Here is a 24,251-nt window from a genome sequence, read left to right on the forward strand (position 1 = left end):
CGCAGCGTGGGTCGCAAGCGCTTAGCGCCCCGTCGACAGTCTCAGGCTGCGCCAGAGCGCTGCGACCAGCACCGCGCTGGTTACCGCCCAGCCAATCGCTTGCAGGTTCTCCAGCGTCTCTTCATAGAGCTGCGGCACGATGCCTGCGGCAATCAATACGGCCAGCAGAGCGATTTCCCGACGCGGACCGGCAACCGGGCGCAGCAGATAGACCAGTGCCGGCAGCAGCAGCGCCGCGCTGGGGAAGCTGCGGTAGCGGGCATCGGTAACCATGGCCAGCATCATCACTGCGCCGGCGAACCCGGCGGCCACCAGCCACCAGCCTGAGCGACGCTCCAGCCAGTTGAACGCTTCGCCGCGCCAGCCTTGTGCCGTCGATAGCGACAGCGCGGCGTGGGCCAGCACCAGCAGATTGAGCGCGAGCAGAGCGCCGGCCCACAGCCATTCACCGACATAACGGCTGGTCACCCAGGACAGTTCCGCCCATAGCCCGATGCAGGCGGCGCCCAGTGCGGCCAGCAGCGGCAGCAGCACGGCATTACGGATCGAGTTCGGGCGCCCGCCGATTAGCAGTCCAAAGGCCAAAACGCCGCTGCTGATGGCCAGCCACAGCGGCCAGTGTGGAAGGTTGGAAACCGGTCCGGCGAGTATTGATTTTTCCTGCCGATCGGCGTCGTACAGCCCCCAGAAGCCGCCCACGGCACCTTCGCTGACGCGTTTCCAGGGTTGATCGAAGGCTTCGATCAAGTTGTAGCGCCAGCCATGCTGTTCTGCCAGGGCGACGAAGCCACGGATAAAAGTGGCCTGGTTGACCCGGCTGGGCACTGCCGTCTCACGCTGGCGGCCCTCGCTGGGCCAGCCGGTTTCGCCGATCATGATGTCCTTGGGCGCGAACTGTTTACCGAACAGCTCGCGAACCTCGGTGACTTCATGCAGCGCGGCGTCAATGCCGGCAGGGTCGTCTTCCCAGTAGGGCAGCAGGTGGATGGTGATGAAATCCACTGCAGGGGCGACTTCCGGGTGTTTGAGCCAGAACTCCCAGACATCGGCGTAAGTGACCGGTTGGGTGATTTCCGCTTTCACCTGATTGATCAGCTCGACGAGTTGCCCGCCGGTGACTTCCTTGCGCAGCAGCGCTTCGTTGCCGACGATCACCGCGTCGACCACGTCGGGATTTTCTTTGGCGAGCTTGATCAGACCCTGGATTTCGATCGCGGTGTCATGCGGGTTGCGGCTCACCCAGGCACCGGTTATGAGCTTCAAGCCGTGCTTGCGCGCCAGATCCGGCAGCGATTCCAAACCGGTGACCGAATAGGTACGGATGCACTGGAAGCGCTCGGCCAACAGCGCCAAATCGGTATCCATCTGCTCGGGATGAATCTGCAGCGGCAGGTCGAACGGCGACTGATCCTTGCCGAACGGCGTGTACGACGCGCATTGCAGCTTGTGCGTAGGCGTGGCGGCATCGGCCAATACAACCGGCTTGCCAATGGTTTGCCATAGGCTGCCAAGCGCAAGAAACCCGACAATGCAGGCGCAGAGATAAGGAAGCAAAGGAAAGCGAGCAATGACGGGCATGATCGAACACGCATGGTGAGGGAGCGCGCATCTTAGCGGCGAGCCGGGGCTTTAGATAGCGGCGGAAAAAGCGGTTACAAACCGTTTGTTTGACAGCCTGCGCAGGGCGACTAGTTTTGATGATGCGGCGTAAGGAACACCCGCGTCGCTCACCCGAGTGGAACAACAAAGGACGTTAGCTCATGTTTAAAAATACCCTGCAAGCCCTGCTGTTCACTACGCTGGCCAGCGCCTCGTTGCTAGTCAGCGCGAATGAAAGCGCAAAAACGCCTGTCGCCGAACCTGTCGCGCAACAAGTCGCTGAGCTCAACCCGATCAATCTCAATACTGCGGATGCTGAAACCCTGCAGCGTGAGCTCGCTGGCGTGGGCGCCGTCAAGGCCCAGGCAATTGTCAGCTACCGCGACACCCATGGCGAATTCGCCTCGGTGGACGAGTTGCTTGAAGTCAAAGGTATCGGCGAGTCATTGCTTGACCGCAACCGTGACAAGTTGACGGTTCAGTAGCCTAAATCTGCAATGGCGCAGCCGCTCCACCCGCACAGGGTAGAGCGGCTTTTTTACGCCAGGAGATAAGCGTTTTCATCTGACTCATCTCGGTATCCAGCCGTTTCACCCCTTACCCCCTCTTGGCGCGCTTTGTGCTCCCAGCCATGCGTGGGGCCGTAGCATCGCCAATATTCAGCCGTCACGGTCGAATCAGCTAGTTGGCACCCTTGTTGCAGTCACTCAGGCAAAGCACACGCGGCGTCAAAAAACCGCGGTCAGTGGAGGAAGGTCATGAGTCAGGGTGTCGCGTTCAATCGTCTAATGCTGGAAATGCGCTCGATGCAGGCCGAGGCCATGGCGCGCAAACCGGCAGTCTCCGAAGCCCAGGAAGCCGGCGCGCCGAGCTTCTCGGACATGCTTGGGCAGGCGGTTAACAAGGTCGGCGAAACCCAGCAGGTCTCTAGCCAGCTAGCGAGTGCCTTCGAGATGGGGCAGAGCGGCGTCGATCTGACTGACGTAATGATTGCTTCGCAGAAGGCCAGCGTTTCCTTCCAGGCCATGACCCAGGTTCGCAACAAGATGGTTCAGGCGTACCAAGACATCATGCAAATGCCGGTTTAAGGGGTAGATCACGATTATGGCCGAAGCACTTGCCACCACCGTACCCGTCACTTCTGCTGGCAGCGCGCCGAAGAAGCCGCTGTTCGGGCTGACCTTTCTGGAGAATCTCTCCGACATGCCGGTGTTGCGTCAGGCTGGCCTGTTGGTCGGACTGGCCGCCAGCGTGGCGATCGGTTTCGCCGTGGTGCTGTGGTCGCAGGAGCCGGATTACAAGCCGCTGTACGGCAGCTTGAACGGTATGGACGCGACCCAGGTGATGGAAACCCTGTCGACTGCCGACATCAGCTATACCATCGAGCCGAATTCCGGCGCGCTGCTGGTCAAGTCCGACGATCTGGCGCGTGCACGCATTCGTCTGGCCTCGGCTGGCGTGGCGCCGACCGACACCAGCATCGGTTTCGAAATTCTCGACAGGGAGCAGGGCCTCGGTACCAGCCAGTTCATGGAGGCGACTCGCTACCGTCGTGGCCTGGAAGGCGAATTGGCGCGCACCGTCTCGAGTCTGAACAACGTCAAGGCTGCTCGTGTGCACCTCGCGATTCCCAAAAGTTCGGTGTTCGTGCGCGACGAGCGCAAGCCCAGCGCGTCGGTACTGGTCGAGCTGTATGCGGGTCGCAACCTTGAGCCCAGCCAAGTGATGGCCATCGTCAATCTGGTCGCCAGCAGCGTGCCGGAAATGGACAAGGGCCAGGTTACCGTCGTCGACCAGAAGGGCACTCTGCTCTCCGATCAGCAGGAAATGTCCGAGCTGAGCATGGCCGGCAAGCAATTCGATTACAGCCGCCGCATGGAGAACCTCTTTACCCAGCGCGTGCACAATATTCTGCAACCCGTGCTCGGCATGGGCCGCTACAAGGCCGAAGTGTCGGCGGACGTCGATTTCAGCGCGGTCGAGTCCACCTCGGAAACCTTCAACCCGGACCAACCGGCGCTGCGCAGCGAGCAACAGGTCAACGAACAGCGCAGCAGTGGCAGCGGCCCGCAAGGCGTGCCAGGCGCTCTGAGCAACCAGCCGCCTGGTCCTGCCGCTGCACCACAGCAAGCCGGTGGCGCCGCAGCGCCTGGTGGCCCGGTAGCGCCTGGCCAGCCACTGGTCGATGCCAATGGTCAACAGATCATGGATCCGGCCACCGGCCTGCCGATGCTGGCGCCGTACCCGGCCGACAAGCGCGATCAGTCGACCCGCAACTTCGAGCTGGATCGCTCGGTCAGCTACACCAAGCAACAGCAAGGCCGTCTGCGTCGGCTTTCCGTCGCGGTCGTGGTGGATGACCAGATGCGTGTCGACCCCGCTACTGGTGATGTCACCCGCGTACCGTGGACCACTGACGACCTGGCGCGCTTTACCCGCCTGGTGCAGGACTCGGTCGGCTTCGATGCCAGCCGCGGCGACAGCGTCAGCGTGATCAATACGGCGTTCAGCACCGAAGCTGCCGAAGTCATCGAAATGCCGTGGTACCAGAGCGAGCTGTTCCTGATGGCCATGAGCGGCCTCAAGTCACTGTTCCCCGCTTTGCTGATCTTCCTGCTGGTGTGGTTCGTGCTGCGTCCGGTGTTGAACAACATCACCGGTGGTGGAAAAGGCAAGGAATTGGCACTGGCGGGTGGCGGCCGCGAAGGCGACGTGGATCTGGGCGAAATGGGCGGTCTCGATGGCCAGCTGTCATCCGATCGTGTGAGCCTTGGCGGCCCGCAAAGCATTCTCCTGCCGAGCCCGAGCGAGGGGTATGATGCACAACTGAACGCGATCAAGAGCTTGGTCGCCGAAGATCCGGGCCGTGTAGCCCAGGTCGTCAAAGACTGGATCAATGCTGATGAATGACAACCGTTCCACCGCCAAGATGAGCAAGGTCGAAAAGGCCGCGATTCTTCTGCTGTCGCTCGGTGAAACCGATGCGGCCCAAGTGCTTCGTCATTTGGGGCCCAAGGAAGTGCAGCGCGTGGGTGTGGCTATGGCCGGCATGCGCAACATTCATCGCGAGCAGGTCGAGCAGGTAATGGGCGAGTTCGTCGAAACCGTCGGCGACCAGACCAGCCTTGGCGTAGGCGCCGACGGCTATATCCGCAAGATGCTCACCCAGGCACTCGGCGAAGACAAAGCCGGCAACCTGATCGACCGCATCCTGCTGGGCGGCAGCACCAGTGGCCTGGACAGCCTGAAATGGATGGAACCACGCGCTGTGGCTGACGTGATCCGCTACGAGCACCCGCAGATTCAGGCCATTGTGGTGGCTTACCTCGACCCGGATCAGGCGGGCGAAGTATTGGGGCATTTCGACCACAAGGTTCGCCTGGATATCGTCCTGCGCGTGTCCTCGTTGAACACCGTACAGCCGGCGGCGCTCAAGGAACTCAATCTGATTCTCGAGAAACAGTTCTCCGGGAACTCCAACACCACCCGTGCGACCATGGGCGGCGTGAAGCGCGCTGCCGATATCATGAACTACCTCGACAGCTCGGTTGAAGGGCAACTGATGGACTCGATCCGCGAGCTTGACGAAGATTTGTCATCGCAGATCGAAGACCTGATGTTCGTCTTCGACAACCTGGCCGATGTCGACGACCGTGGCATCCAGGCGCTGCTGCGCGAGGTGTCTTCCGATGTGCTGGTGCTGGCGCTGAAAGGTGCAGACGAAGCCATCAAGGAAAAGGTCTTCAAGAACATGTCCAAGCGCGCTGCTGAATTGCTGCGTGATGATCTCGAGGCAAAAGGCCCGGTACGCGTCAGCGACGTCGAGACCGCCCAGAAGGAAATCCTCACCATCGCCCGGCGTATGGCCGAGGCGGGCGAAATCGTCTTGGGTGGCAAGGGCGGCGAGGAGATGGTTTAACCCATGGCCGAAAAGGAACCTGCCAGCGAGTTGATTCGCGCCAAAGACCTTGGCAGCGTCAATCGCTGGTCACTGCCCAGTTTCGACGAGCACGTCGATGAACCCGAGCAGGAGCAGCCGGTCGCCGAACCGGCTGCTCCTGCTGCCGTTGCGCCGCAAGAAAGCGAAGAGGTCGCGCTCGAGGATGTCAAACCCTTGACACTCGACGAACTCGAAGCGATTCGCCAGGACGCCTACAACGAAGGTTTCGCCACTGGGGAAAAAGACGGTTTCCGCGCGGGGCAGTTAAAGGCCAAGCAGGAAGCGGACGCAGCGCTCGCGGCTCGGGTCACTGCGCTCGAGCAGGTCATGAGCCATCTATTCGAGCCGATCGCCGAGCAGGATCAGCAGCTCGAAGTGGCACTGGTCGCTCTGGTCGGGCAGATTTCCCGCGAGGTCATTCAGCGCGAAGTGAGCCGCGACTCCAGCCAGATTCGCCAAGTGCTGCGTGAAGCCCTCAAACTGCTACCGATGGGCGCGGAAAATATCCGCATCCACCTTAATCCGCAGGACTTCGAGCTGGTCAAGGCGCTACGTGACCGCCACGAGGAAAGCTGGCGGATTCTTGAGGATGAGGGTTTGCTGCCCGGCGGCTGCCGTGTCGAGACTGAGCACAGCCGCATTGATGCCAGCGTAGAGACACGTTTGAGCCAGGCGCTCAAGCAGCTCTTCGAGCAGCAACGCGAAAACGCGACCACGCCTCGCGCTGCCGATATGCAGATCGACCTGGATGACACCCATGCGCCTTGAGCGCATCAGTTTTGCCCGCCGCATGGAAGGCTACGGTGAGGCGGTGAAACTGCCCACCCAGCCTATCGTTGAAGGTCGGCTGTTGCGCATGGTTGGCCTCACCCTGGAAGCCGAAGGCCTGCGCGCGGCCCTTGGCAGCCGCTGCTTGGTGATCAACGATGACAGTTATCACCCGGTGCAGGTCGAGGCCGAAGTGATGGGCTTTTCCTCCGGCAAGATCTATCTGATGCCGGTCGGCAGCCTGGCGGGCATCGCGCCGGGTGCCCGTGTGGTGCCACTGCCTGATACCGGGCGTCTGCCGATGGGTATGTCGATGCTCGGCCGCGTGCTCGACGGCGCCGGTCGCGCCCTAGATGGCAAGGGGGGTATGAAAGCCGAAGACTGGGTGCCGATGGACGGCCCGACAATCAACCCGCTCAAGCGTCATCCCATCAGCGAACCGCTGGATGTCGGCATCCGCAGCATCAATGGTCTGCTCACTGTTGGCCGTGGCCAGCGGCTCGGCTTGTTTGCCGGTACTGGCGTCGGCAAGTCGGTATTGCTGGGCATGATGACGCGCTTCACCGAAGCCGAGATCATCGTGGTGGGCCTGATCGGCGAGCGTGGCCGCGAGGTGAAGGAATTCATCGACGAGATTCTTGGTAAGGAGGGCATCAAGCGTTCGGTCGTGGTGGCATCGCCTGCTGACGATGCGCCACTGATGCGCTTGCGCGCGGCGATGTACTGCACGCGAATTGCCGAATACTTCCGCGACAAGGGCAAGAACGTCCTGCTGCTGATGGACTCATTGACCCGTTTCGCCCAGGCACAACGGGAAATTGCCCTGGCTATTGGCGAGCCGCCGGCGACCAAAGGCTATCCACCTTCAGTGTTCGCCAAGCTGCCACGACTGGTGGAGCGGGCGGGTAACGCCGAGGAGGGCGGTGGCTCGATCACGGCGTTCTATACCGTGCTGTCGGAGGGCGATGATCAGCAGGACCCTATCGCCGACGCCGCCCGTGGCGTACTCGACGGCCACTTCGTGCTATCCCGACGCCTGGCCGAAGAGGGTCATTACCCCGCGATCGACATCGAAGCATCGATCAGCCGGGTGATGCCGCAGGTGGTCAGTGCGGAACACATGCGTAACGCGCAGCGCTTCAAGCAGCTGTGGTCGCGTTATCAGCAGAGCCGTGACCTGATCAGCGTGGGCGCCTATGTGCCGGGTGGTGATGCCGATACTGATCTGGCCATCGCTCGCCAGCCGGTGATGGTGCGTTACCTGCGCCAGAGCCTGGGAGAAAGCGAAAGCCTGGACGGCAGCCGTGATCTGCTGGCCGCGGTTTTGAATCCTTCTTTGGCGCCTTAACCTGTGGCCACGAGCCGCGCCGCGCGGTTGGCGCCTGTCGTCGAAATGGCTCAAAAGGCCGAGCGCGAGGCCGCCCTGCAACTGGGGCGTGCCCAAGGCATGCTCGGACAGGCTCAGGCCAAACTGACGGATCTGGAAACCTACCTGCACGGTTATCAGCAGCAATGGATCAACGAAGGGCAGCATGGTGTGTCGGGCCAGTGGCTGATGAATTATCAGCGTTTCCTGTCGCAGCTCGATGTGGCCATCGCTCAGCAACAGCAGGCGGTGACCTGGCACCGTAATAATCTGGATAAGGTGCGTGAGGTCTGGCAGCAACGCTACGCTCGCCTTGAAGGGCTGCGCAAGCTGGTGCAGCGCTACGTTGACGAAGCGCGCCTGGCCGAGGACAAGCGCGAGCAAAAGCTGCTCGACGAACTTTCTCAGCGCATACCGCGGCGCGATTCCCACGAATGATGGTTGCCGCTGAGGCAGGCTAGTGCTACATGTTCATAGGCCGGAATTCAGTTGCTGGAGAGCGAACTGGGCAGGGTCAGGAAAAACAGGTGAGACACCGCGCCGCGGCATGGGTCAACAAGGTATCGCCTGCTTAATCAGGACAGGCTTCGCCAAGTTGGTCCGTTTATGCGGTCTGGCGGGTTTCCCGGATCTCAAGGAGTGTTTCATGCCCATCACCTCGCTGCCTTCGGAAGACGGGCAAGAGTTGACCATCACCATTCAAGGCCGCTTCGATTTTGGCGCGCACCAGGAGTTTCGTCGCGCCTACGAGCGCGTCGATATTCGTCCAAAGCGCTACTCGGTAGACCTCAAGGGGACGACCTATCTCGACAGTTCTGCGCTCGGTATGCTGCTGCTTTTGCGTGACCATGCAGGCGGTGACCGCGCGCAGATTCGCTTGCTCAATTGCAACGCCGACGTGCGCAAGATTCTCTCCATCTCCAATTTCGAACAGCTTTTTCAGATCGTCTGAAGCGCGATGAACGCTTCCTACCTCACCATCCTGATCGCTGAGGACAGCCCCAGCGACCGCATGCTGCTATCGACCATCGTCGCGCGACAGGGGCATCGGGTGCTGTCGGCCAGTGACGGTCTTGAGGCGGTTGCGTTGTTCGAGTCGCAGCGTCCGCAGCTGGTTTTGATGGATGCGCTGATGCCGGTGATGGATGGCTTCGAGGCGGCTCGGCGAATCAAGGCGATGGCCGGCGATGCGATGGTGCCGATCATTTTTCTCACTTCCCTGAGCGAGGACGAAGCGCTGGTTCGCTGCCTCGAGGCGGGCGGCGATGATTTTCTCGCCAAGCCTTACAGTCGGGTGATTCTCGAGGCCAAGATCAACGCGATGGATCGGCTGCGGCGCCTGCATCAGGAGGTGCTGCAGCAGCGCGATCAGATCGCGCGGCATAACGAGTATCTGCTCAACGAGCAGCAAGTGGCCAAAGCGGTTTTCGATAAAGTGGCGCATTCCGGCTGCCTGGGTGCCGGTAATATCCGCTACCTGCAATCACCCTATGCGCTGTTCAACGGCGATCTGCTGCTGGCAGCGTTCCATCCGAGTGGCGATATGCATGTGCTGCTCGGTGACTTCACCGGCCACGGCCTCCCGGCGGCGATCGGCGCGATGCCGCTGGCTGATGTGTTTTACCGCATGACTGGCAAAGGCCACTCGCTGGCTGAAATCCTCCATGAAAGTAATGCCAAGCTGCGCCGTATTCTGCCGCGTGGGGTGTTCTGCTGTGCGACGGTGCTGAACATCAGCTTCCGTCGGCAAACGGTGGAGTTCTGGGGTGGCGGTCTGCCGGATGGCTACATCTTGCGCAAGGACGGCGAGCGACTTCCCCTGGTGTCTCGCCACCTGCCACTCGGCGTGCTCGAGCCTGATCGCTTTCACGATGGCTACGAGGCACATCCATTGGCGCTCGGCGACCGGGTATTCCTGCTGTCCGACGGGGTGCTGGAGGCGCGCAACGAGCACGAGCAGCTGTTTGGTGAGCAGCGCCTGCTCGATGTGCTCGACAACGGCCACCCGCCAGCGGCGTTGTTTGACGAGATTCAGCAGGCCTTGCAGCGGTTCCATGGCGAAGCGCGTGACGATGTCAGCCTGGTCGAAGTGACTATGGTCGAAGACAGCGCCGTAAACCGACCGCCTCTTTCCCAGGGCGAGTGGCGCGCAGGGCCCGAGCAGTGGTCGGCGCGTTTCGATTTCCGAGGGCGGACTTTGCGCGACTTCTACCCATTGCCGTACCTGCTGCAGCTACTGCTGGAGGTGCCGGGTTTGCGCGGGCAGGGTGGCAACCTCTACAGCGTGCTTTGTGAGCTGTACACCAACGCATTGGAGCATGGTGTGCTCGGGCTGGACTCGGGTTTGAAACGCGATGCCACCGGCTTCTCCAACTACTACCGACAACGCGCCGAGCGCCTGGATACGCTGCTCGACGGATGTGTCAGCATCGGCTTCGAGACCCGTCGCGAAGCCAGTGGCGGTCGGTTGACGCTGACCGTTGAGGATAGCGGTGCCGGTTTCGATGCCGAGGCGATGCTAAGCCACCCGCATGCGGCGCAAGGTTTCAGCGGGCGGGGCATGAGCCTGGTTCGCGAACTGAGTGACCAGTGCAGCTGGTCGCCAGACGGGCGTCGGGTCAGTGTGGAGTTCTCGTGGCCTGCCGAGGCATAATCTGACCCACTGGTACGTTATTCGGCCATCCCGGCACACGATGCGTATCAGCGACGGTGAGCTGCCGTCAGGCTGGCCTGGAGCTTAGGGTGTCCGACAATCATCTCGATCACGCCGTGCTGGTGACCCTGCAGGACATCATGGAGGACGAGTATCCCGTGCTGCTGGATACCTTCATTACCGATTCTGAGGAGCGCCTACGTCTTTTGCAGCACGCCGAGCAGAATCAGGACGCGCAGGCTATGCGCCATGCGGCTCACAGCTTCAAAGGCAGCTGCAGCAACATGGGTGCCGGGGCACTGGCCGAATCCTGCCGCGAACTCGAGGAGCTGGCTCGCCGTGGTGAATTGGGCGCGTCTGCGACGCTGATAGGGCGCATCAACGGCCAATTTGCCATCGTACGCACGTTGCTCAACACCGAGCGCCAACGGTTTATCCGCGGTTAATCTGTCTGCTTGAAAAGTTGGCCCGCGCCTTGCTTGCGCTATGGTCACGAATCACTCAAGCGGAGAGCATTCATGCCCGTTGCCCCCGATCTGCTGCTTACGCCTGCAGCCCCTGTAAAGCCCAAGGCACCCGCGGCAAACACCGCGCAGAACAAGGCCGAGCCGCGCAAGCAGGAGGCTTCCAGCTTCTCGCAGGTCTATGCCAAAGAGCGTCAGGCCAAGGCTGCCGAGCGGCAGGATAACGCTGCCAAGAGCGCTCGGGACAGCAAAGCCGAGCCGCAGGAAAGCGCCAGTAGTCCGGCGCCGACCGCCGATCAGACGCCTGTAGTTGCCGAAAGCGGCAAGGACTTGCCAGTCGATTCAGCGGGTGAAGATGCCGTTGTCGATCCGTTGCTGATGCTCGGTCTGTTCGAGCCTCAGCCCGTGGTGGATGTTGTCGATCCCGAGCTGCAGACCCAGGCGGCCGCGTCGACCAGCCTGATTGGATCGGCACCCGCGAGCATGACCGAAGCCAGCTTCGATCCCGAGATTGACGCACTCAACCAATTGCCGGCCGTGCGTTTGGCGATGGATATCGGTGCGCAGGAAAAAGCTGCCCAACAAGCTGCAACCTCGGGCGGTAATGCCGCGACGTCTTCGTCGGCCAGCAGTGGCCAGGCGTTTGCCAGTGCTATGGCAGCGATGGGCATGAAGTCGACGGAAATTGATGTTGCCACTGGCGACACCACCGAGCTGCCGGTACTCGAGCTGAGCACCGAAGGCCTGGAGGCGCTGAAGGAAAGCTCGGCAGGTACCGCGCCTGAGCAGTTCGTCAGCAAGCTGAGTGCGCTGAGCCAGGCAATCGGTCAGCAAACGTCCCAGGTCGCGCGGACACCGCTGGTACCGGGGCAGCCCGTGGCCATGCAGCAGGCCGGCTGGAGCGAGGGCGTGGTCGACAAGGTGATGTGGATGTCCAGCCAGAATCTCAAGTCCGCTGAAATCCAGCTCGACCCCGCCGAGCTTGGTCGTCTGGATGTGCGCATCAGCCTGAATCAGGACCAGACACAGATCAGCTTTGCCAGCGCCCACCCAGGCGTGCGCGAGGCGCTGGAAAGCCAGGTGCACCGCCTGCGAGAAATGTTCAACCAGCAAGGCATGGACCTTGCCGATGTGAATGTCTCCGACCAATCCCAGGGCCGAGCGTGGCAAGGGCAGGGCCAGGAAGGCGACGGTCGCAGTCGTGATGGGCGGCTTGTGGATGATGGTGTCGCAGGTTCCGGTGACGAAGAACGGGTGATCGGTAGTGTCGAGCTGCGCGATCCCGCTCAAGGCACTGGCCGCGGCATGGTCGACTACTACGCCTGATGATCGGCTTGGTTTGTTGGCGCGAGGGGGCGTGACGGCTTACCGCGATGCTGTGTTCTAGACTTCACCCTGCCCGAGCTTATCGGTCAGGGTGATTTCGTTTCTGGCCCAGCGCTCGCCGCAGCCATGGTGCTTTCGCGTACCATGTGCGCCCATAGCGATTGCGCCACTGCTGATCAACTGGCATAACACTTGCTCTTAACTCTTTGAAAGCGGAGGAATCTCCGCCTCGTGACGGATTTTTGGCATGGCTAAGAAGAACGCCCCACCCGCTGCAGCTGCCGAGGCAGGCAGCAAGCCGCCTGGCAAGATGAAGCTCATCATCGTGATCGTCCTCGTACTGCTAGTGGCGGTAGGCGCGTCGATTGGCGGGACGTGGTTCTTTCTCAGCAAGGACGCACCCAAGGAAGACGCCGCTCACGAGCAGGCGGAGCATGCCGCACCGGTTAAACAGCCCGCTATTTACGAAGAGCTGACGCCAGCCTTCGTGGTCAATTTCACCCAGAATGGCAGGGCGCGCTACATGCAGGTCAGTGTCGCGCTGATGACGCGTGACCAGGCTGGGCTAGACGCCTTGAAGGTGCACATGCCGGTGCTGCGCAACAACCTGGTGATGCTGTTCTCCGGCCAGGACTTCGCCACGCTGGTTACTCCGGTCGGCAAGGAAATGCTGCGTCAGCAGGCAACGGCCAGTGTGCAGCAACTGGCCGAAAAGGAGACGGGTAAAGTCACCGTCGAGCAGGTGCTGTTCACCAACCTCGTGTTGCAATAGGGCAGGAGTTCAATAATGGCTGTGCAAGACCTGCTATCCCAGGACGAGATCGATGCGCTGTTGCATGGCGTCGATGACGGCCTGGTGGACACCGAGGAGTTCGTCGAGCCGGGTACCGTCAAAGGCTACGACCTGAGCAGTCAGGATCGAATCGTCCGCGGTCGCATGCCGACTCTGGAAATGATCAATGAGCGCTTTGCGCGCTATACCCGCATCAGCATGTTCAACCTCCTGCGGCGCTCTGCCGATGTCGCTGTAGGTGGCGTGCAGGTGATGAAGTTCGGCGAATACGTTCATTCACTGTACGTGCCGACCAGCCTCAATCTGGTGAAGATGAAACCGCTACGCGGTACCGGCCTGTTCATTCTCGACGCGAAGCTGGTGTTCAAACTCGTCGATAACTTCTTTGGCGGGGACGGCCGTCACGCCAAGATCGAAGGCCGCGAATTCACCCCCACCGAGTTGCGTGTGGTGCGCATGGTGCTCGATCAGGCATTCGTCGACTTGCGCGAAGCCTGGGCGGCGGTCATGGACATCAACTTCGAGTATGTCGGCTCCGAAGTGAACCCGGCGCTGGCCAACATCGTCAGCCCCAGTGAAGTAATCGTCGTCTCGACCTTTCACATCGAACTCGATGGCGGTGGCGGCGACCTGCATATCACCATGCCGTACGCGATGGTCGAGCCGATTCGCGAGATGCTGGACGCCGGCTTCCAGTCCGATGTCGATGATCAGGACGAGCGCTGGGGCAAGGCGCTTCGAGAAGACATCCTCGACGTCAAGGTGCCGCTCAGCGCGAGCGTCGCGAAGCGCCAACTCAAGGTACGCGACATTTTGCACATGCAGCCCGGCGACGTGATCCCGGTGGAGTTGCCGGAGCACATGGTGCTGCGTGCCAATGGCGTGCCGTCCTTCAAGGTGAAGCTTGGCTCGCACAAAGGCAACTTGTCATTGCAGGTGCTCGATCCGATCCAGACCCACCGTTAGTCATATTTTTCGTCAGGCGCACAGCGCCTGGCCCAACTGATAACCGCCAGCCGAGGTTGAACGATGGCAGACGAAAACGAAAACACCACGCCAGAGGAACAGGCGTTGGCCGATGAGTGGGCTGCTGCTCTGTCCGAGTCCGGCGATGCCGGGCAGGACGATATCGATGCCATGTTGGCTGCCAGCGCGGCGAGCCAGCCGGCCGCGCCCCGCGCGCCGATGGAAGAGTTCGGGAGCATGCCCAAGGTCAATAATCCGGTTAATCTGGAAGGGCCGAACCTCGATGTGATTCTCGACATTCCTGTGTCAATTTCCATGGAAGTGGGCAATGTCGATATCACCATCCGCAACCTGCTGCAGCTCAACCAGGGCTCGGTGATCGAGTTGGATCGCCTGGCCGGCGAGCCGCTCGACGTGCTGGTCAACGGCACGCTGATCGCGCATGGCGAAGTGGTAGTGGTCAACGAAAAGTTCGGCATCCGCCTGACCGACGTGATCAGTCCCAGCGAACGTATCAAGAAGCTGCGCTGAAACCATGAACAGAATCCTGCTCGCTTTGCTGACATTGCCTTGCTCTGTCCTGGCCGCCGAACCCGTCGCTCAAGCGCCCGCTGCCGGTAGCGGCATCGGCGGTCAGTTGGTGCAGCTGGTAATTGGCTTGTTGCTGGTCATCGGCCTGATCTTTCTGCTGGCCTGGATGATGCGTCGGGTACAACGCCTGGGGCCGTCGGGCGGCAAGGTCATCAAGATTGTCGCCACACAGGCATTGAGCCCGCGTGATCGGCTGGTGCTGGTGCAGGTAGGGAACGAACAGATATTGCTTGGCCTGACCCCGGGTCGGATCAATCAACTGCATGTGATGGCCGAGCCCGTGCACTTGCCGGATGCCGAGCCGGCGTCGACGGAGTTTGCCCAGCGCCTGATGGAGCTGCTGGGCAAGGATCAGAAGGACAAGTCCTGATGCTGCGTCTTCTGCTTGTGCTGGTGTTCACGTTGGGGGCATCGCTGGCCTTCGCTCAGGAGCCGCCGGGCGGTATTTCGCTGATCCAGCAGGGTAATAATCCGCTGTCGATTCCGGCGATTACGCTGAGCACCGACGCCGAGGGTCAACAGGAATATTCGGTCAGCTTGCAGATTTTGCTGATCATGACTGCGCTGAGCTTCATCCCGGCGTTCGTCATGTTGATGACCAGCTTCACGCGCATCATCATCGTCTTTTCCATCCTGCGTCAGGCCATGGGCCTGCAGCAGACGCCGTCCAATCAGATTCTTATCGGCCTCGCACTGTTCCTGACCATGTTCATCATGGCGCCGGTGTTCGACCAGATAAACCGCGAGGCGCTGCAGCCTTATCTGAACCAGCAGCTACCTGCCCAGCAGGCCATCGAGCGGGCCGAGGTGCCGATCAAGAACTTCATGCTGGCGCAGACCCGCGAAAGCGATCTGGAGCTGTTCGTGCGCCTGTCCAAACGTACCGACATCGCCACCCCCGAGCAGGCACCGCTGACCATTCTGGTACCTGCGTTCGTGACCTCGGAGCTGAAGACCGCATTCCAGATCGGTTTCATGATCTTCATTCCGTTTTTGATCATCGACATGGTGGTAGCCAGTATTCTCATGGCCATGGGGATGATGATGCTCTCGCCGCTGATCATTTCCCTGCCGTTCAAGATCATGCTGTTCGTGCTGATCGACGGCTGGGCGCTGATCATGGGCACCCTGGCCAGCAGTTTCGGCACCCTATAGCGAGGCTCTCATGACCCCTGAAGTTGCCGTCGACCTGTTCCGCGAAGGGCTCTGGCTGATCTCCATGATGGTTGGCTTGCTGGTCATGCCGAGTTTACTGGTCGGCCTGCTGGTGGCGATGTTCCAGGCCGCCACCCAGATCAACGAACAGACGCTGAGCTTTCTGCCGCGCCTGTTGGTCATGCTGCTGACGTTGATCGTCGCCGGGCCGTGGATGGTGCAACAGCTGATGGAATACACGCAGAACCTGATCATGAACATTCCGCAGCTGATCGGCTAAGCACGATGTTCGAGCTGAGCGACGCGCAGATTGGCAGCTGGGTCAGCAGTTTTGTGCTGCCGCTGTTTCGAATCGCCGCGTTGCTGATGGTCATGCCGATCATCGGTACCCAGCTGGTTCCGACGCGTGTACGGCTTTATTTGTCGCTGGCTATCAGCGTGGTGCTGGTGCCAACCTTGCCGCCAATGCCGCAGGTTGACTCGATCAGCCTGCAGGCTTTCATGCTCATCGCCCAGGAGATTCTCATCGGGGTGATGCTCGGCTTCGTGCTGCAGCTGTTCTTCCACGTCTTCGTGGTCGCCGGGCAGATTCTGGCGATGCAGATGGGGCTGGGGTTCGCCTCCATGGTCGACCCGGCCAACGGAATATCGGTACCGGTGATTGGCCAGTACTTCACCATGTTGGTTACGCTGCTGTTTCTGGCCATGAACGGCCACCTGGTGGTGTTCGAAGTGCTGGCCGAGAGCTTCCTTACGCTGCCGCCCGGGTCTGGGCTGCAAGTCGACCATTACTGGGAAATAGCCACCAAGCTCGGCTGGGTAATGGGTGCGGCGCTGATCATCGTACTGCCTGCGGTGACCGCGCTGCTGGTGGTCAATATCGCCTTTGGGGTGATGACCCGAGCGGCGCCGCAACTGAACATCTTTTCCATCGGTTTCCCGCTCACGCTGGTGCTGGGGATGGTGATCGTGTGGATTTCCATGGCCGACATCCTGTCGCATTATCAGGCGTTGGCTTCCGAGGCACTGATCATGCTGCGTGAACTGGCGAGGGCGAGCTGATGGCCGAGTCGGAAAGCGGTGCCGATAAAAGCGAGGAACCCACGGAGAAACGGGTCCGTGAGTCTCGTGCGAAAGGACAGATTGCCCGCTCCAGAGAGCTGAACACCTTCGCCGTGATGCTGGCAGGTACCGGCGGCTTGCTGGCGACCGGCGGCGCCATCGGCAATGCGCTGCTGGAAATCATGCGTGGCAATTTCGAGCTGACGCGTGAGGTGTTGTTTGACGAGCGGAGTATGGCGTTATTGCTGGCCGCCTCTGGAGAGGTTGCTCTTAAGGCGCTCATGCCGCTTTTCGTGGTCTTGCTGATAGCCTCCATCGTCGGCCCTATCGCGTTGGGCGGCTGGCTGTTCTCGGCCAAGGCGATGGCACCCAAGTTCAGCCGCATGAACCCGCTGGCTGGGCTCAAGCGCATGTTCTCGATGAAGGCGCTGATCGAACTCGTCAAGGCGCTGGCGAAGTTCATCCTGATCCTGGTTGTGGCGCTGGTGGTGCTGTCGATGGATCGCGACGACTTGTTGGCGATCGCCAATGAGCCGATCGAGTCGGCCATCATGCATTCCGCAGAGGTGGTGGGCTGGAGCGCCCTGTGGATGTCATTCGGACTGATTCTGATCGCCGCCGTGGATGTACCGTTCCAGCTCTGGGACAACAAGCAGAAGCTGATGATGACCAAGCAGGAGGTCCGGGACGAGTACAAGGACAGTGAGGGCAAACCTGAGGTCAAGCAGCGCATTCGTCAGTTGCAGCACGAGATGACCCAGCGCCGCATGATGCAGGCCGTGCCGCAGGCCGATGTGGTGATCACAAACCCGACCCACTTTGCCGTGGCGTTGAAGTACGACCCTGAAAAGGGCCAGGCGCCGATGCTGCTCGCCAAGGGCAGCGACTTTACTGCGCTGAAAATTCGTGAGATCGCCCAAGAGCACAAGGTCATGCTGCTGGAGTCCCCGGCGCTCGCGCGCTCGATCTATCACACCACCGAACTTGACCAGGAGATCCCGGCGGGGCTGTACCTGGCGGTGGCCCAAGTGCTGGCGTATGTCTATCAGATTCGCCAGTACCAGGCCGGGAAGGGCAAGCGTCCTGAACCGCTCAAGGATCTGCCCATTCCGCCTGATCTGCGTCGCGACGAATAAACCAGTGCATCGCGAACCGCGGTTCGCGATGTCTGCAGGTTTGTTACTTGATTACGCCACAGGCGACGCGAGCGCCACCGCCACCCAATGGTTTCGGGTGGTCAGCATGGTTGTCGCCACCCGCATGTACCATCAGCGACAGGTTCTTCAGCTCGTCGACGCTCTTGATGCGCGGCGCCAGCACCGGCTGGTTGGCTTTGCCGTCTGCGGTGACCAGCAGGGCGGGAAGGTCGCCCAGATGGCCTTCACCCCACGGCAAACCGTGCTTGCCGGCATTCTTCGGATCCCAGTGGCCGCCAGCCGCTTCTGCAGCAGATGCTTGGCCGTCTTTCTCGGCGGCATCGCAGCTGGGCTTGCTGTGTACATGGAAGCCGTGCACGCCGGGGGCCAGGTCGTGCAGCTCAGGTGTGAATACCACGCCGTATGGGCTTTGACTGATCACCACCTTGCCGACTGAAGAGCCAACGCCTTTCGCGTCCACGGCATTGAGGTCGACGGTCAGGTCGGCGGCTTGCAGGCTAGCGGCGCAGCAACTGGCCAGTGCGGCCATCATCCAGCGTTTCATAGTGCACTCCTCGAGAATGAAAAATCTGTCGGCGAAGACATCGCCTACACAGTGAGTGGACTTGAGTTTTCCCGCGTGGTTCGTGTTTTCGTCCCCTTTATCCACACACGCGACACGCGCAGAGCCGCTCGTTCAAGGCTTTTCGCAGACTTGGACAGCTTCTTGCAAAGACCGGCAGCAGAGGCGCTCAGGGCGTCAAAAGTTTGAATCAGCCGGGGTAACCACGTGGCAGCAGATCGCTCACAAATGATTGGCAACGTTCGCAGCAACCTCTCCGGGTTGCGCAACGGCAATCTCGGTATCCCGCTGATGCTGCTGACCATGCTGGCCATGGTCATGCTGCCGATTCCGCCGCTGCTGCTCGACATTCTGTTCACCTTCAGCATCGCGCTGTCCATCGTCGTGTTGCTGGTGGCGATTTACGCCCTACGGCCGCTCGACTTCGCCGTGTTTCCTACCATTCTGTTGGCCGCAACGCTCTTGCGTCTGGCGCTCAACGTGGCGTCCACCCGCGTGGTGCTACTCAACGGGCAAGACGGCCACGATGCTGCCGGTAAGGTGATCCAGGCATTCGGTGAGGTGGTGATCGGCGGCAACTATGTGGTCGGTATCGTGGTGTTCGCGATCCTCATGATCATCAACTTCGTGGTGGTCACCAAGGGCGCGGGGCGCATTTCTGAAGTCAGCGCGCGGTTCACCCTCGACGCCATGCCCGGCAAACAGATGGCCATCGACGCCGACCTTAATGCTGGCCTGATCGATCAGGTCGAAGCCAAGAAGCGTCGCAGCGAAGTGGCGCAGGAGGCTGATTTCTACGGCTCGATGGACGGTGCCAGCAAATTTGTCCGCGGTGATGCCGTTGCAGGCCTGCTGATCCTGTTTATCAACCTGATTGGCGGGGTCGCCATCGGCATGCTGCAGCACGGCCTGACGTTCGCCGATGCAGGCCGTATCTACACCCTGCTGACCATCGGTGACGGCCTGGTGGCGCAGATACCATCGCTGCTGCTGTCGACCGCTGCTGCGATCATGGTGACCCGGGTTTCCAGTTCCGAAGACATGGGCGCTCAGGTCAATCGCCAGATGTTCGCCTCACCGCGGGCGTTGGCAGTATCGGCCGCCATCATGATCGCCATGGGCCTGGTGCCCGGCATGCCGCACATGTCCTTTATCAGCCTGGGCTTGGTCGCTGCAGGCGCCGCTTACTGGATTGCCAACAAGCAGCGCAAGGTCAAGGAAGAGGAAGTCCAGGAAGTACAGCGTCAACAGGAGTTGTTGCCGGCGCAGCGTGCTCAAGAGGTCAAGGAACTCGGCTGGGATGACGTCATGCCTGTCGATATGGTCGGCCTGGAAGTCGGCTACCGGCTTATCCCGCTGGTCGATCGCAACCAGGGTGGGCAATTGCTGGCGCGTATCAAGGGCGTGCGCAAGAAGCTTTCGCAGGAGATGGGCTTCCTGATGCCGTCTGTGCACATACGCGACAACCTCGACCTGCAGCCTAACGCCTATCGTTTGACGCTAATGGGTGTGAGTGTCGCTGAAGCTGAGGTGTACCCGGACCGTGAGCTGGCGATCAACCCCGGCCAGGTGTTTGGCACCCTCAACGGAGTGGCCGCCAAAGATCCGGCGTTCGGTCTGGAGGCGGTGTGGATCGACCCAGGCCAGCGTGACCAGGCGCAATCGCTTGGTTACACCGTCGTTGACGCCAGCACTGTGGTCGCCACCCACCTTAATCAGGTGTTGCACAAGCACGCTCACGAGCTGCTCGGCCATGAAGAAGTCCAGCAGTTGATGCAGTTGCTGGCGAAAAGCTCGCCCAAGCTGGCGGAGGAGCTGGTTCCAGGGCTGATCTCGCTGTCGACACTGCTCAAGGTGCTGCAAGCGCTGTTGCAGGAGCAGGTACCGGTGCGCGACATCCGCACCATCGCCGAAGCCATCGCCAACGTCGCGCCACGGAGTCAAGATCCCGCCGCCATGGTTGCCGCCGTGCGCGTCGCGCTGGCCCGTGCAATCGTGCAAAACATCGTGGGACTAGAGCCGGAGCTGCCTGTGATCACCCTTGAGCCAAGGTTGGAACAGATATTGCTAAATAGTCTTCAGAAGGCCGGTCAAGGCTCCGAGGATGGCATCCTCCTGGAGCCTGGCATGGCCGAGAAGCTGCAACGTTCCCTGGTGGAAGCAGCGCAGCGTCAGGAGATGCTTGGCAAGCCGGTGATTCTGCTGGCAGCCGGGCCGGTTCGGGGAATGCTCTCGCGTTTCGCCCGGTTGGCCGTCCCGAGCATGCATGTTCTGGCGTACCAGGAAATTCCGGACAACAAGCAGGTCACCATCGTTGCGACGGTGGGGCAGAACTAATCGAGGGTACGGGCCATGCAGGTCAAACGCTTTTTCGCCGCCGATATGCGCCAAGCCATGAAGTTGGTTCGCGATGAGCTGGGCGCTGATGCGACCATCATCGGTAACCGCCGTGTAGCAGGTGGCGTGGAATTGACGGCCGCACTCGATTATCAGGTTGCGCCTGCACCGGCACGGCAACCGAATCCGGCCCTGGAAGCAGAGCTGCGCAAGACGCAATCGCGCATTGCCAGTGCCCAGGCCGAACTGACCACCCGTGCGCAGCACGATGCTGGCAAGGACCGCCAATTGCTTGGCGAGGCGCCCGCTAAGGCGGCTGACAGCCTCGCCGCTGTGCTCGAGCGCCAGCAGAAGACCGCCGCGGCACCCGCGGACCAGTCTGCTCTGGAGTCGATGCGCTCCGAGTTGCATGGCCTGCGCGAATTGATCGAAATGCAAATGGGCTCCATGGCGTGGGGCCAACTGCAGGCTCGTCGCCCGCAGCAGGCTACTCTCTGGCGCCGCCTACAGCGCATGGGCCTACCCGCTGAACTGGCACGCTCGCTGCTGGATCGCGTGGCTTCGCTGACCGATCAGCGCCAGGCCTGGCGCATGGTACTGGCGCATTTGGCACACTCGATTCAGACCCCCAAGCAGGAACCGATGGAAGAGGGCGGCGTTATCGCTCTGGTTGGTCCGGCAGGCATGGGCAAGACCACCACGCTGGCCAAACTGGCAGCGCGCTATGTACTCAAGTACGGCGCTACGAACATCGCGCTGGTGAGTATGGACAGCTACCGCATCGGCGCGCAGGAGCAGCTCAAGACCTTGGGCCGTATTCTTGGTGTATCGGTGACTCACGTCGATCCGGGGCAGTCTTTGACACAAGCCCTGTCGCCGCTGGCCCGCAAGCGTGTCGTGCTGATTGATACCGCCGGCCTGCCAGCCAACGACCCGGCGCTGCGCATGCAGCTGGAGGCTCTGGCAAGCCGTGGCGTCAACGCCCGGAATTATCTGGTGATGGCGGCTACCAGCCAGGCCCAGGTGCTCAAGGCGGCGTATCACAGCTACAAGCGCTGCGGGCTCGCCGGCTGCATTCTGAGTAAACTGGATGAGGCAACGAGTATGGGTGAGGTATTGGGTCTGGCTATTAGCCACCGTCTACCGGTAGCCTATCTGGCAGATGGCCCCCGTATTCCGGATGACATACACGTACCGCGCAGCCATCAACTGGTCAGCCGTGCTGTCGGGCTGCAGGCTCCGGAAGAGCCGAGCGAAGACACAATGGCCGATATGTTCGCTGGGTTGTATCAGGACCCGGCGCGACGCGCAGGATGAACAGGCAGATGTGGCGAGGCGCTGGTTGCGCGCGCCATGGCAGCGCACAATGGCCCTACGGCTTAAAGCGACGTTAGATAAGGTGTGTAGATAACATGGGTATGCATCCCGTACAGGTGATCGCGGTGACTGGCGGCAAAGGCGGCGTTGGCAAGACCAATGTGTCGGTGAATTTGTCGCTGGCGCTGGCGGATCTCGGTCGGCGCGTCATGCTTATGGATGCCGACCTTGGCTTGGCCAACGTCGACGTACTGCTTGGGCTGACCGCCAAGCGCACCCTCGCTGACGTGATTGACGGCCAGTGTGATCTGCGTGATGTCGTGTTGCAGGGGCCGGGCGGGGTGCGCATCGTGCCTGCCGCCTCCGGCACACAGAGCATGGTGCAGCTCACGCCCATGCAGCACGCTGGCCTTATCCAGGCGTTCAGCGACATCAGCGACAACCTCGACGTACTGATCGTGGACACCGCTGCCGGTATCGGCGACTCGGTGGTGAGTTTCGTGCGCGCGGCCCAGGAAGTGCTGGTGGTAGTGTGTGACGAACCCACCTCGATCACCGACGCTTATGCGCTGATCAAGCTGCTCAACCGCGACCACGGCATGAACCGTTTTCGGGTGCTTGCCAACATGGCGCACAGCCCGCAGGAGGGTCGCAATCTGTTTGCTAAGCTGACCAAGGTGACCGACCGTTTTCTGGATGTTGCGCTGCAGTATGTAGGCGCGGTGCCCTATGACGAGTCGGTGCGCAAAGCCGTACAGAAGCAACGTGCGGTATATGAAGCGTTCCCTCGCTCGAAGTGCGCACTTGCGTTCAAGGCGATTGCTCAGAAGGTCGACGCGTGGCCATTGCCGGCTAACCCTCGCGGCCACCTGGAGTTTTTCGTTGAACGTCTTGTGCACCAACCGACTGCAGACACGGCTGTATGACGACAGCCTCTGGACTCCGTATGTACAGCAAGGCAACAGCACGAGATTCACAGCATCAGTTGATTGAACGCTATGCCCCGCTGGTCAAGCGCATCGCCTATCACTTGTTGGCGCGGTTACCCGCCAGCGTGCAGGTTGATGATTTGATTCAGGCAGGGATGATTGGCCTGCTCGAGGCATCGCGTAAATACGATGCCGGCAAGGGCGCCAGTTTCGAGACGTTTGCGGGTATTCGTATCCGTGGCGCCATGCTCGACGAAGTGCGTAAAGGTGACTGGGCGCCGCGTTCTGTGCACCGCAATAGCCGTATGGTCAGCGACGCAATACGAAAAATTGAGGCCAGAACCGGAAGAGACGCTAAAGATCAGGAGGTTGCTGCCGAACTCCAATTGAGTCTCGAAGATTACTACGGCATTCTTGGCGACACTTTGGGCAGCCGCCTGTTCAGTTTCGACGACCTGTTGCAGGAAGGCGAGAACGGCGGGCTGCAGGAAGACATGAGTTCCCTGCACCACGGACCTTCGCATGAACTGGAAGACGATCGTTTCCAGGCAGCGCTGGTGGATGCCATTGGCAACCTGCCAGAGCGTGAACGGCTGGTGCTGTCGCTGTATTACGACGAGGAATTGAACCTCAAGGAAATCGGCGAGGTGCTGGGGGTGAGTGAATCGCGAGTCAGCCAATTGCATAGCCAATGTGCCGCACGCTTACGTGCGCGGCTGGGTGAATGGCGCGCATAGACAATTTGCAGGGCGCTGGAAAACACAGTGAACGCAGCAAAGCCGGACGCAATAGTTTTGCGGCGTTCCGCCAGGCCGGTTTCACGATTTAGAAGCGCTTCAGAATGCTGGATGCGTTTTAGGACTGTACGGAGGTCGACTTGGACAAGAACATGAAAATCCTTATCGTCGATGATTTTTCGACGATGCGACGAATCATCAAGAACCTCTTGCGGGATCTGGGGTTCACCAACACCTCAGAAGCCGACGATGGCGTGACGGCGTTGCCGATGCTGCAAAGCGGTAGCTTCGACTTTCTCGTCACTGACTGGAACATGCCCGGCATGAGCGGCATCGATCTGCTGCGCGCAGTGCGTGCGGACGAGCGTTTGAAGCAAATGCCGGTATTGATGGTAACGGCGGAAGCCAAGCGAGATCAGATCATCGAGGCCGCCCAGGCCGGTGTAAATGGCTATGTGGTCAAGCCTTTCACCGCTCAGGTGCTCAAGGAAAAGATCGAAAAAATCTTCGAGCGGGTCAACGGCTGATG

The 24,251-nt window shown here is 60.7% G+C and carries 26 protein-coding genes; 24 read left to right on the plus strand and 2 right to left on the minus strand.

The annotated features are described in order from the left end of the window. Window positions 1-21 precede the first annotated feature (21 nt). Window positions 22-1,578 carry a glycoside hydrolase family 17 protein gene (locus BLS60_RS04500; protein WP_092365102.1) on the minus strand — a complete coding sequence of 519 codons (1,557 nt, stop codon included), beginning with the start codon at window positions 1,576-1,578 and terminating at the stop codon, window positions 22-24. A 182-nt stretch (window positions 1,579-1,760) separates the two neighbouring features. Between BLS60_RS04500 and BLS60_RS04505 the strand changes: the two genes are divergently transcribed. The 19 genes from BLS60_RS04505 (at window position 1,761) to flhB (ending at window position 17,819) form a co-directional block, all read left to right on the plus strand. Beyond that, window positions 1,761-2,084 carry a ComEA family DNA-binding protein gene (locus BLS60_RS04505; RefSeq protein WP_092365105.1) on the plus strand — a complete coding sequence of 108 codons (324 nt, stop codon included), beginning with the start codon at window positions 1,761-1,763 and terminating at the stop codon, window positions 2,082-2,084. Window positions 2,085-2,357: 273 nt separating this feature from the next. Further along, complete coding sequence (gene fliE / locus BLS60_RS04510; RefSeq protein WP_092365108.1) at window positions 2,358-2,687, plus strand: flagellar hook-basal body complex protein FliE; 330 nt, start codon at window positions 2,358-2,360, stop codon at window positions 2,685-2,687. Between the two features lie 16 nt (window positions 2,688-2,703). Next, window positions 2,704-4,509 (plus strand): flagellar basal-body MS-ring/collar protein FliF, encoded by a 1,806-nt coding sequence (gene fliF / locus BLS60_RS04515; protein ID WP_092365111.1) that lies wholly within the window; start codon window positions 2,704-2,706, stop codon window positions 4,507-4,509. Continuing rightward, window positions 4,502-5,518: a flagellar motor switch protein FliG gene (gene fliG, locus BLS60_RS04520; protein WP_070883018.1), complete on the plus strand. Its 1,017-nt coding sequence runs from the start codon at window positions 4,502-4,504 to the stop codon at window positions 5,516-5,518. The genes fliF and fliG overlap by 8 nt, the downstream gene beginning before the upstream one ends. A gap of 3 nt (window positions 5,519-5,521) precedes the next feature. Further along, the gene (gene fliH / locus BLS60_RS04525; RefSeq protein WP_092365114.1) at window positions 5,522-6,307 is read left to right on the plus strand and encodes a flagellar assembly protein FliH; all 786 of its coding nucleotides are present in this window, start codon (window positions 5,522-5,524) and stop codon (window positions 6,305-6,307) included. Continuing rightward, window positions 6,297-7,655 (plus strand): flagellar protein export ATPase FliI, encoded by a 1,359-nt coding sequence (gene fliI, locus BLS60_RS04530; protein WP_092365117.1) that lies wholly within the window; start codon window positions 6,297-6,299, stop codon window positions 7,653-7,655. The genes fliH and fliI overlap by 11 nt, the downstream gene beginning before the upstream one ends. A 3-nt stretch (window positions 7,656-7,658) precedes the next feature. Next, a complete protein-coding gene (fliJ, locus tag BLS60_RS04535; RefSeq protein WP_092365120.1) occupies window positions 7,659-8,111 on the plus strand; it encodes a flagellar export protein FliJ in 453 nt (150 codons plus the stop codon). A gap of 208 nt (window positions 8,112-8,319) precedes the next feature. Continuing rightward, entirely contained in the window at window positions 8,320-8,625 is a 306-nt protein-coding gene (locus BLS60_RS04540; RefSeq protein WP_070882915.1) for an STAS domain-containing protein, read from the plus strand. 6 nt (window positions 8,626-8,631) lie between these two features. Continuing rightward, the gene (locus BLS60_RS04545) at window positions 8,632-10,326 is read left to right on the plus strand and encodes a fused response regulator/phosphatase (RefSeq protein WP_092365123.1); all 1,695 of its coding nucleotides are present in this window, start codon (window positions 8,632-8,634) and stop codon (window positions 10,324-10,326) included. 89 nt (window positions 10,327-10,415) lie between these two features. Continuing rightward, on the plus strand, window positions 10,416-10,772 hold the full coding sequence (locus BLS60_RS04550) for an Hpt domain-containing protein (RefSeq protein WP_092365127.1): 357 nt from the start codon (window positions 10,416-10,418) through the stop codon (window positions 10,770-10,772). A gap of 72 nt (window positions 10,773-10,844) precedes the next feature. Continuing rightward, complete coding sequence (locus BLS60_RS04555) at window positions 10,845-12,116, plus strand: flagellar hook-length control protein FliK (protein WP_092365130.1); 1,272 nt, start codon at window positions 10,845-10,847, stop codon at window positions 12,114-12,116. Window positions 12,117-12,363: 247 nt separating this feature from the next. Continuing rightward, window positions 12,364-12,888, plus strand: a complete 525-nt coding sequence (gene fliL / locus BLS60_RS04560; RefSeq protein ID WP_070882919.1) for a flagellar basal body-associated protein FliL — start codon at window positions 12,364-12,366, stop codon at window positions 12,886-12,888. Between the two features lie 15 nt (window positions 12,889-12,903). Then, window positions 12,904-13,875 (plus strand): flagellar motor switch protein FliM, encoded by a 972-nt coding sequence (fliM, locus tag BLS60_RS04565; RefSeq protein ID WP_092365133.1) that lies wholly within the window; start codon window positions 12,904-12,906, stop codon window positions 13,873-13,875. Window positions 13,876-13,938: 63 nt separating this feature from the next. Then, window positions 13,939-14,406, plus strand: coding sequence for a flagellar motor switch protein FliN (gene fliN / locus BLS60_RS04570; RefSeq protein WP_070882921.1), 468 nt, complete (start codon window positions 13,939-13,941; stop codon window positions 14,404-14,406). Between the two features lie 4 nt (window positions 14,407-14,410). Beyond that, the gene (gene fliO, locus BLS60_RS04575) at window positions 14,411-14,836 is read left to right on the plus strand and encodes a flagellar biosynthetic protein FliO (protein ID WP_092365136.1); all 426 of its coding nucleotides are present in this window, start codon (window positions 14,411-14,413) and stop codon (window positions 14,834-14,836) included. After that, the gene (gene fliP / locus BLS60_RS04580; RefSeq protein ID WP_070882923.1) at window positions 14,836-15,621 is read left to right on the plus strand and encodes a flagellar type III secretion system pore protein FliP; all 786 of its coding nucleotides are present in this window, start codon (window positions 14,836-14,838) and stop codon (window positions 15,619-15,621) included. The genes fliO and fliP overlap by 1 nt, the downstream gene beginning before the upstream one ends. A 10-nt stretch (window positions 15,622-15,631) precedes the next feature. Next, entirely contained in the window at window positions 15,632-15,901 is a 270-nt protein-coding gene (gene fliQ, locus BLS60_RS04585) for a flagellar biosynthesis protein FliQ (RefSeq protein WP_070882924.1), read from the plus strand. Window positions 15,902-15,906: 5 nt separating this feature from the next. After that, window positions 15,907-16,683: a flagellar biosynthetic protein FliR gene (gene fliR / locus BLS60_RS04590; protein WP_092365139.1), complete on the plus strand. Its 777-nt coding sequence runs from the start codon at window positions 15,907-15,909 to the stop codon at window positions 16,681-16,683. Next, window positions 16,683-17,819, plus strand: coding sequence for a flagellar biosynthesis protein FlhB (gene flhB, locus BLS60_RS04595; RefSeq protein WP_092365142.1), 1,137 nt, complete (start codon window positions 16,683-16,685; stop codon window positions 17,817-17,819). The genes fliR and flhB overlap by 1 nt, the downstream gene beginning before the upstream one ends. 43 nt (window positions 17,820-17,862) lie before the next feature. Here the strand turns inward: flhB and sodC are convergent, their stop codons facing one another. Beyond that, window positions 17,863-18,384, minus strand: coding sequence for a superoxide dismutase family protein (sodC, locus tag BLS60_RS04600; protein ID WP_070882927.1), 522 nt, complete (start codon window positions 18,382-18,384; stop codon window positions 17,863-17,865). A 246-nt stretch (window positions 18,385-18,630) separates the two neighbouring features. On the opposite strand from sodC, the gene flhA reads away from it, so the two are divergent. From flhA to BLS60_RS04625, 5 genes are all read left to right on the plus strand, one after another. After that, the gene (flhA, locus tag BLS60_RS04605; RefSeq protein ID WP_070882928.1) at window positions 18,631-20,739 is read left to right on the plus strand and encodes a flagellar biosynthesis protein FlhA; all 2,109 of its coding nucleotides are present in this window, start codon (window positions 18,631-18,633) and stop codon (window positions 20,737-20,739) included. 15 nt (window positions 20,740-20,754) lie between these two features. Further along, on the plus strand, window positions 20,755-22,056 hold the full coding sequence (flhF, locus tag BLS60_RS04610; protein ID WP_070882929.1) for a flagellar biosynthesis GTPase FlhF: 1,302 nt from the start codon (window positions 20,755-20,757) through the stop codon (window positions 22,054-22,056). Between the two features lie 95 nt (window positions 22,057-22,151). Then, window positions 22,152-22,982 carry a flagellar synthesis regulator FleN gene (gene fleN, locus BLS60_RS04615; protein WP_172140348.1) on the plus strand — a complete coding sequence of 277 codons (831 nt, stop codon included), beginning with the start codon at window positions 22,152-22,154 and terminating at the stop codon, window positions 22,980-22,982. After that, complete coding sequence (gene fliA, locus BLS60_RS04620) at window positions 22,979-23,722, plus strand: RNA polymerase sigma factor FliA (protein ID WP_083328722.1); 744 nt, start codon at window positions 22,979-22,981, stop codon at window positions 23,720-23,722. The genes fleN and fliA overlap by 4 nt, the downstream gene beginning before the upstream one ends. A gap of 152 nt (window positions 23,723-23,874) precedes the next feature. Next, window positions 23,875-24,249 (plus strand): chemotaxis response regulator CheY, encoded by a 375-nt coding sequence (locus BLS60_RS04625; RefSeq protein WP_172139682.1) that lies wholly within the window; start codon window positions 23,875-23,877, stop codon window positions 24,247-24,249. Window positions 24,250-24,251 lie beyond the last annotated feature (2 nt).

This window comes from Phytopseudomonas seleniipraecipitans, from assembly GCF_900102335.1.
Classification (GTDB): domain Bacteria; phylum Pseudomonadota; class Gammaproteobacteria; order Pseudomonadales; family Pseudomonadaceae; genus Aquipseudomonas; species Aquipseudomonas seleniipraecipitans.

Bases quoted from the DNA above. Each gene is read 5' to 3' on its own strand.
- BLS60_RS04625 (WP_172139682.1), top strand. From the start codon at position 23,875: ATGAAAATCCTTATCGTCGATGATTTTTCGACGATGCGACGAATCATC.
- fliE (WP_092365108.1), top strand. From the start codon at position 2,358: ATGAGTCAGGGTGTCGCGTTCAATCGTCTAATGCTGGAAATGCGCTCG.
- fliG (WP_070883018.1), top strand. From the start codon at position 4,502: ATGAATGACAACCGTTCCACCGCCAAGATGAGCAAGGTCGAAAAGGCC.
- BLS60_RS04545 (WP_092365123.1), top strand. From the start codon at position 8,632: ATGAACGCTTCCTACCTCACCATCCTGATCGCTGAGGACAGCCCCAGC.
- fliA (WP_083328722.1), top strand. From the start codon at position 22,979: ATGACGACAGCCTCTGGACTCCGTATGTACAGCAAGGCAACAGCACGA.
- flhA (WP_070882928.1), top strand. From the start codon at position 18,631: ATGATTGGCAACGTTCGCAGCAACCTCTCCGGGTTGCGCAACGGCAAT.
- BLS60_RS04505 (WP_092365105.1), top strand. From the start codon at position 1,761: ATGTTTAAAAATACCCTGCAAGCCCTGCTGTTCACTACGCTGGCCAGC.
- fleN (WP_172140348.1), top strand. From the start codon at position 22,152: ATGGGTATGCATCCCGTACAGGTGATCGCGGTGACTGGCGGCAAAGGC.
- fliN (WP_070882921.1), top strand. From the start codon at position 13,939: ATGGCAGACGAAAACGAAAACACCACGCCAGAGGAACAGGCGTTGGCC.
- fliF (WP_092365111.1), top strand. From the start codon at position 2,704: ATGGCCGAAGCACTTGCCACCACCGTACCCGTCACTTCTGCTGGCAGC.
- fliR (WP_092365139.1), top strand. From the start codon at position 15,907: ATGTTCGAGCTGAGCGACGCGCAGATTGGCAGCTGGGTCAGCAGTTTT.
- fliP (WP_070882923.1), top strand. From the start codon at position 14,836: ATGCTGCGTCTTCTGCTTGTGCTGGTGTTCACGTTGGGGGCATCGCTG.
- flhB (WP_092365142.1), top strand. From the start codon at position 16,683: ATGGCCGAGTCGGAAAGCGGTGCCGATAAAAGCGAGGAACCCACGGAG.
- BLS60_RS04500 (WP_092365102.1), bottom strand. From the start codon at position 1,578: ATGCCCGTCATTGCTCGCTTTCCTTTGCTTCCTTATCTCTGCGCCTGC.
- fliL (WP_070882919.1), top strand. From the start codon at position 12,364: ATGGCTAAGAAGAACGCCCCACCCGCTGCAGCTGCCGAGGCAGGCAGC.
- fliM (WP_092365133.1), top strand. From the start codon at position 12,904: ATGGCTGTGCAAGACCTGCTATCCCAGGACGAGATCGATGCGCTGTTG.
- fliQ (WP_070882924.1), top strand. From the start codon at position 15,632: ATGACCCCTGAAGTTGCCGTCGACCTGTTCCGCGAAGGGCTCTGGCTG.
- sodC (WP_070882927.1), bottom strand. From the start codon at position 18,384: ATGAAACGCTGGATGATGGCCGCACTGGCCAGTTGCTGCGCCGCTAGC.
- BLS60_RS04555 (WP_092365130.1), top strand. From the start codon at position 10,845: ATGCCCGTTGCCCCCGATCTGCTGCTTACGCCTGCAGCCCCTGTAAAG.
- fliH (WP_092365114.1), top strand. From the start codon at position 5,522: ATGGCCGAAAAGGAACCTGCCAGCGAGTTGATTCGCGCCAAAGACCTT.
- fliO (WP_092365136.1), top strand. From the start codon at position 14,411: ATGAACAGAATCCTGCTCGCTTTGCTGACATTGCCTTGCTCTGTCCTG.
- BLS60_RS04540 (WP_070882915.1), top strand. From the start codon at position 8,320: ATGCCCATCACCTCGCTGCCTTCGGAAGACGGGCAAGAGTTGACCATC.
- fliI (WP_092365117.1), top strand. From the start codon at position 6,297: ATGCGCCTTGAGCGCATCAGTTTTGCCCGCCGCATGGAAGGCTACGGT.
- flhF (WP_070882929.1), top strand. From the start codon at position 20,755: ATGCAGGTCAAACGCTTTTTCGCCGCCGATATGCGCCAAGCCATGAAG.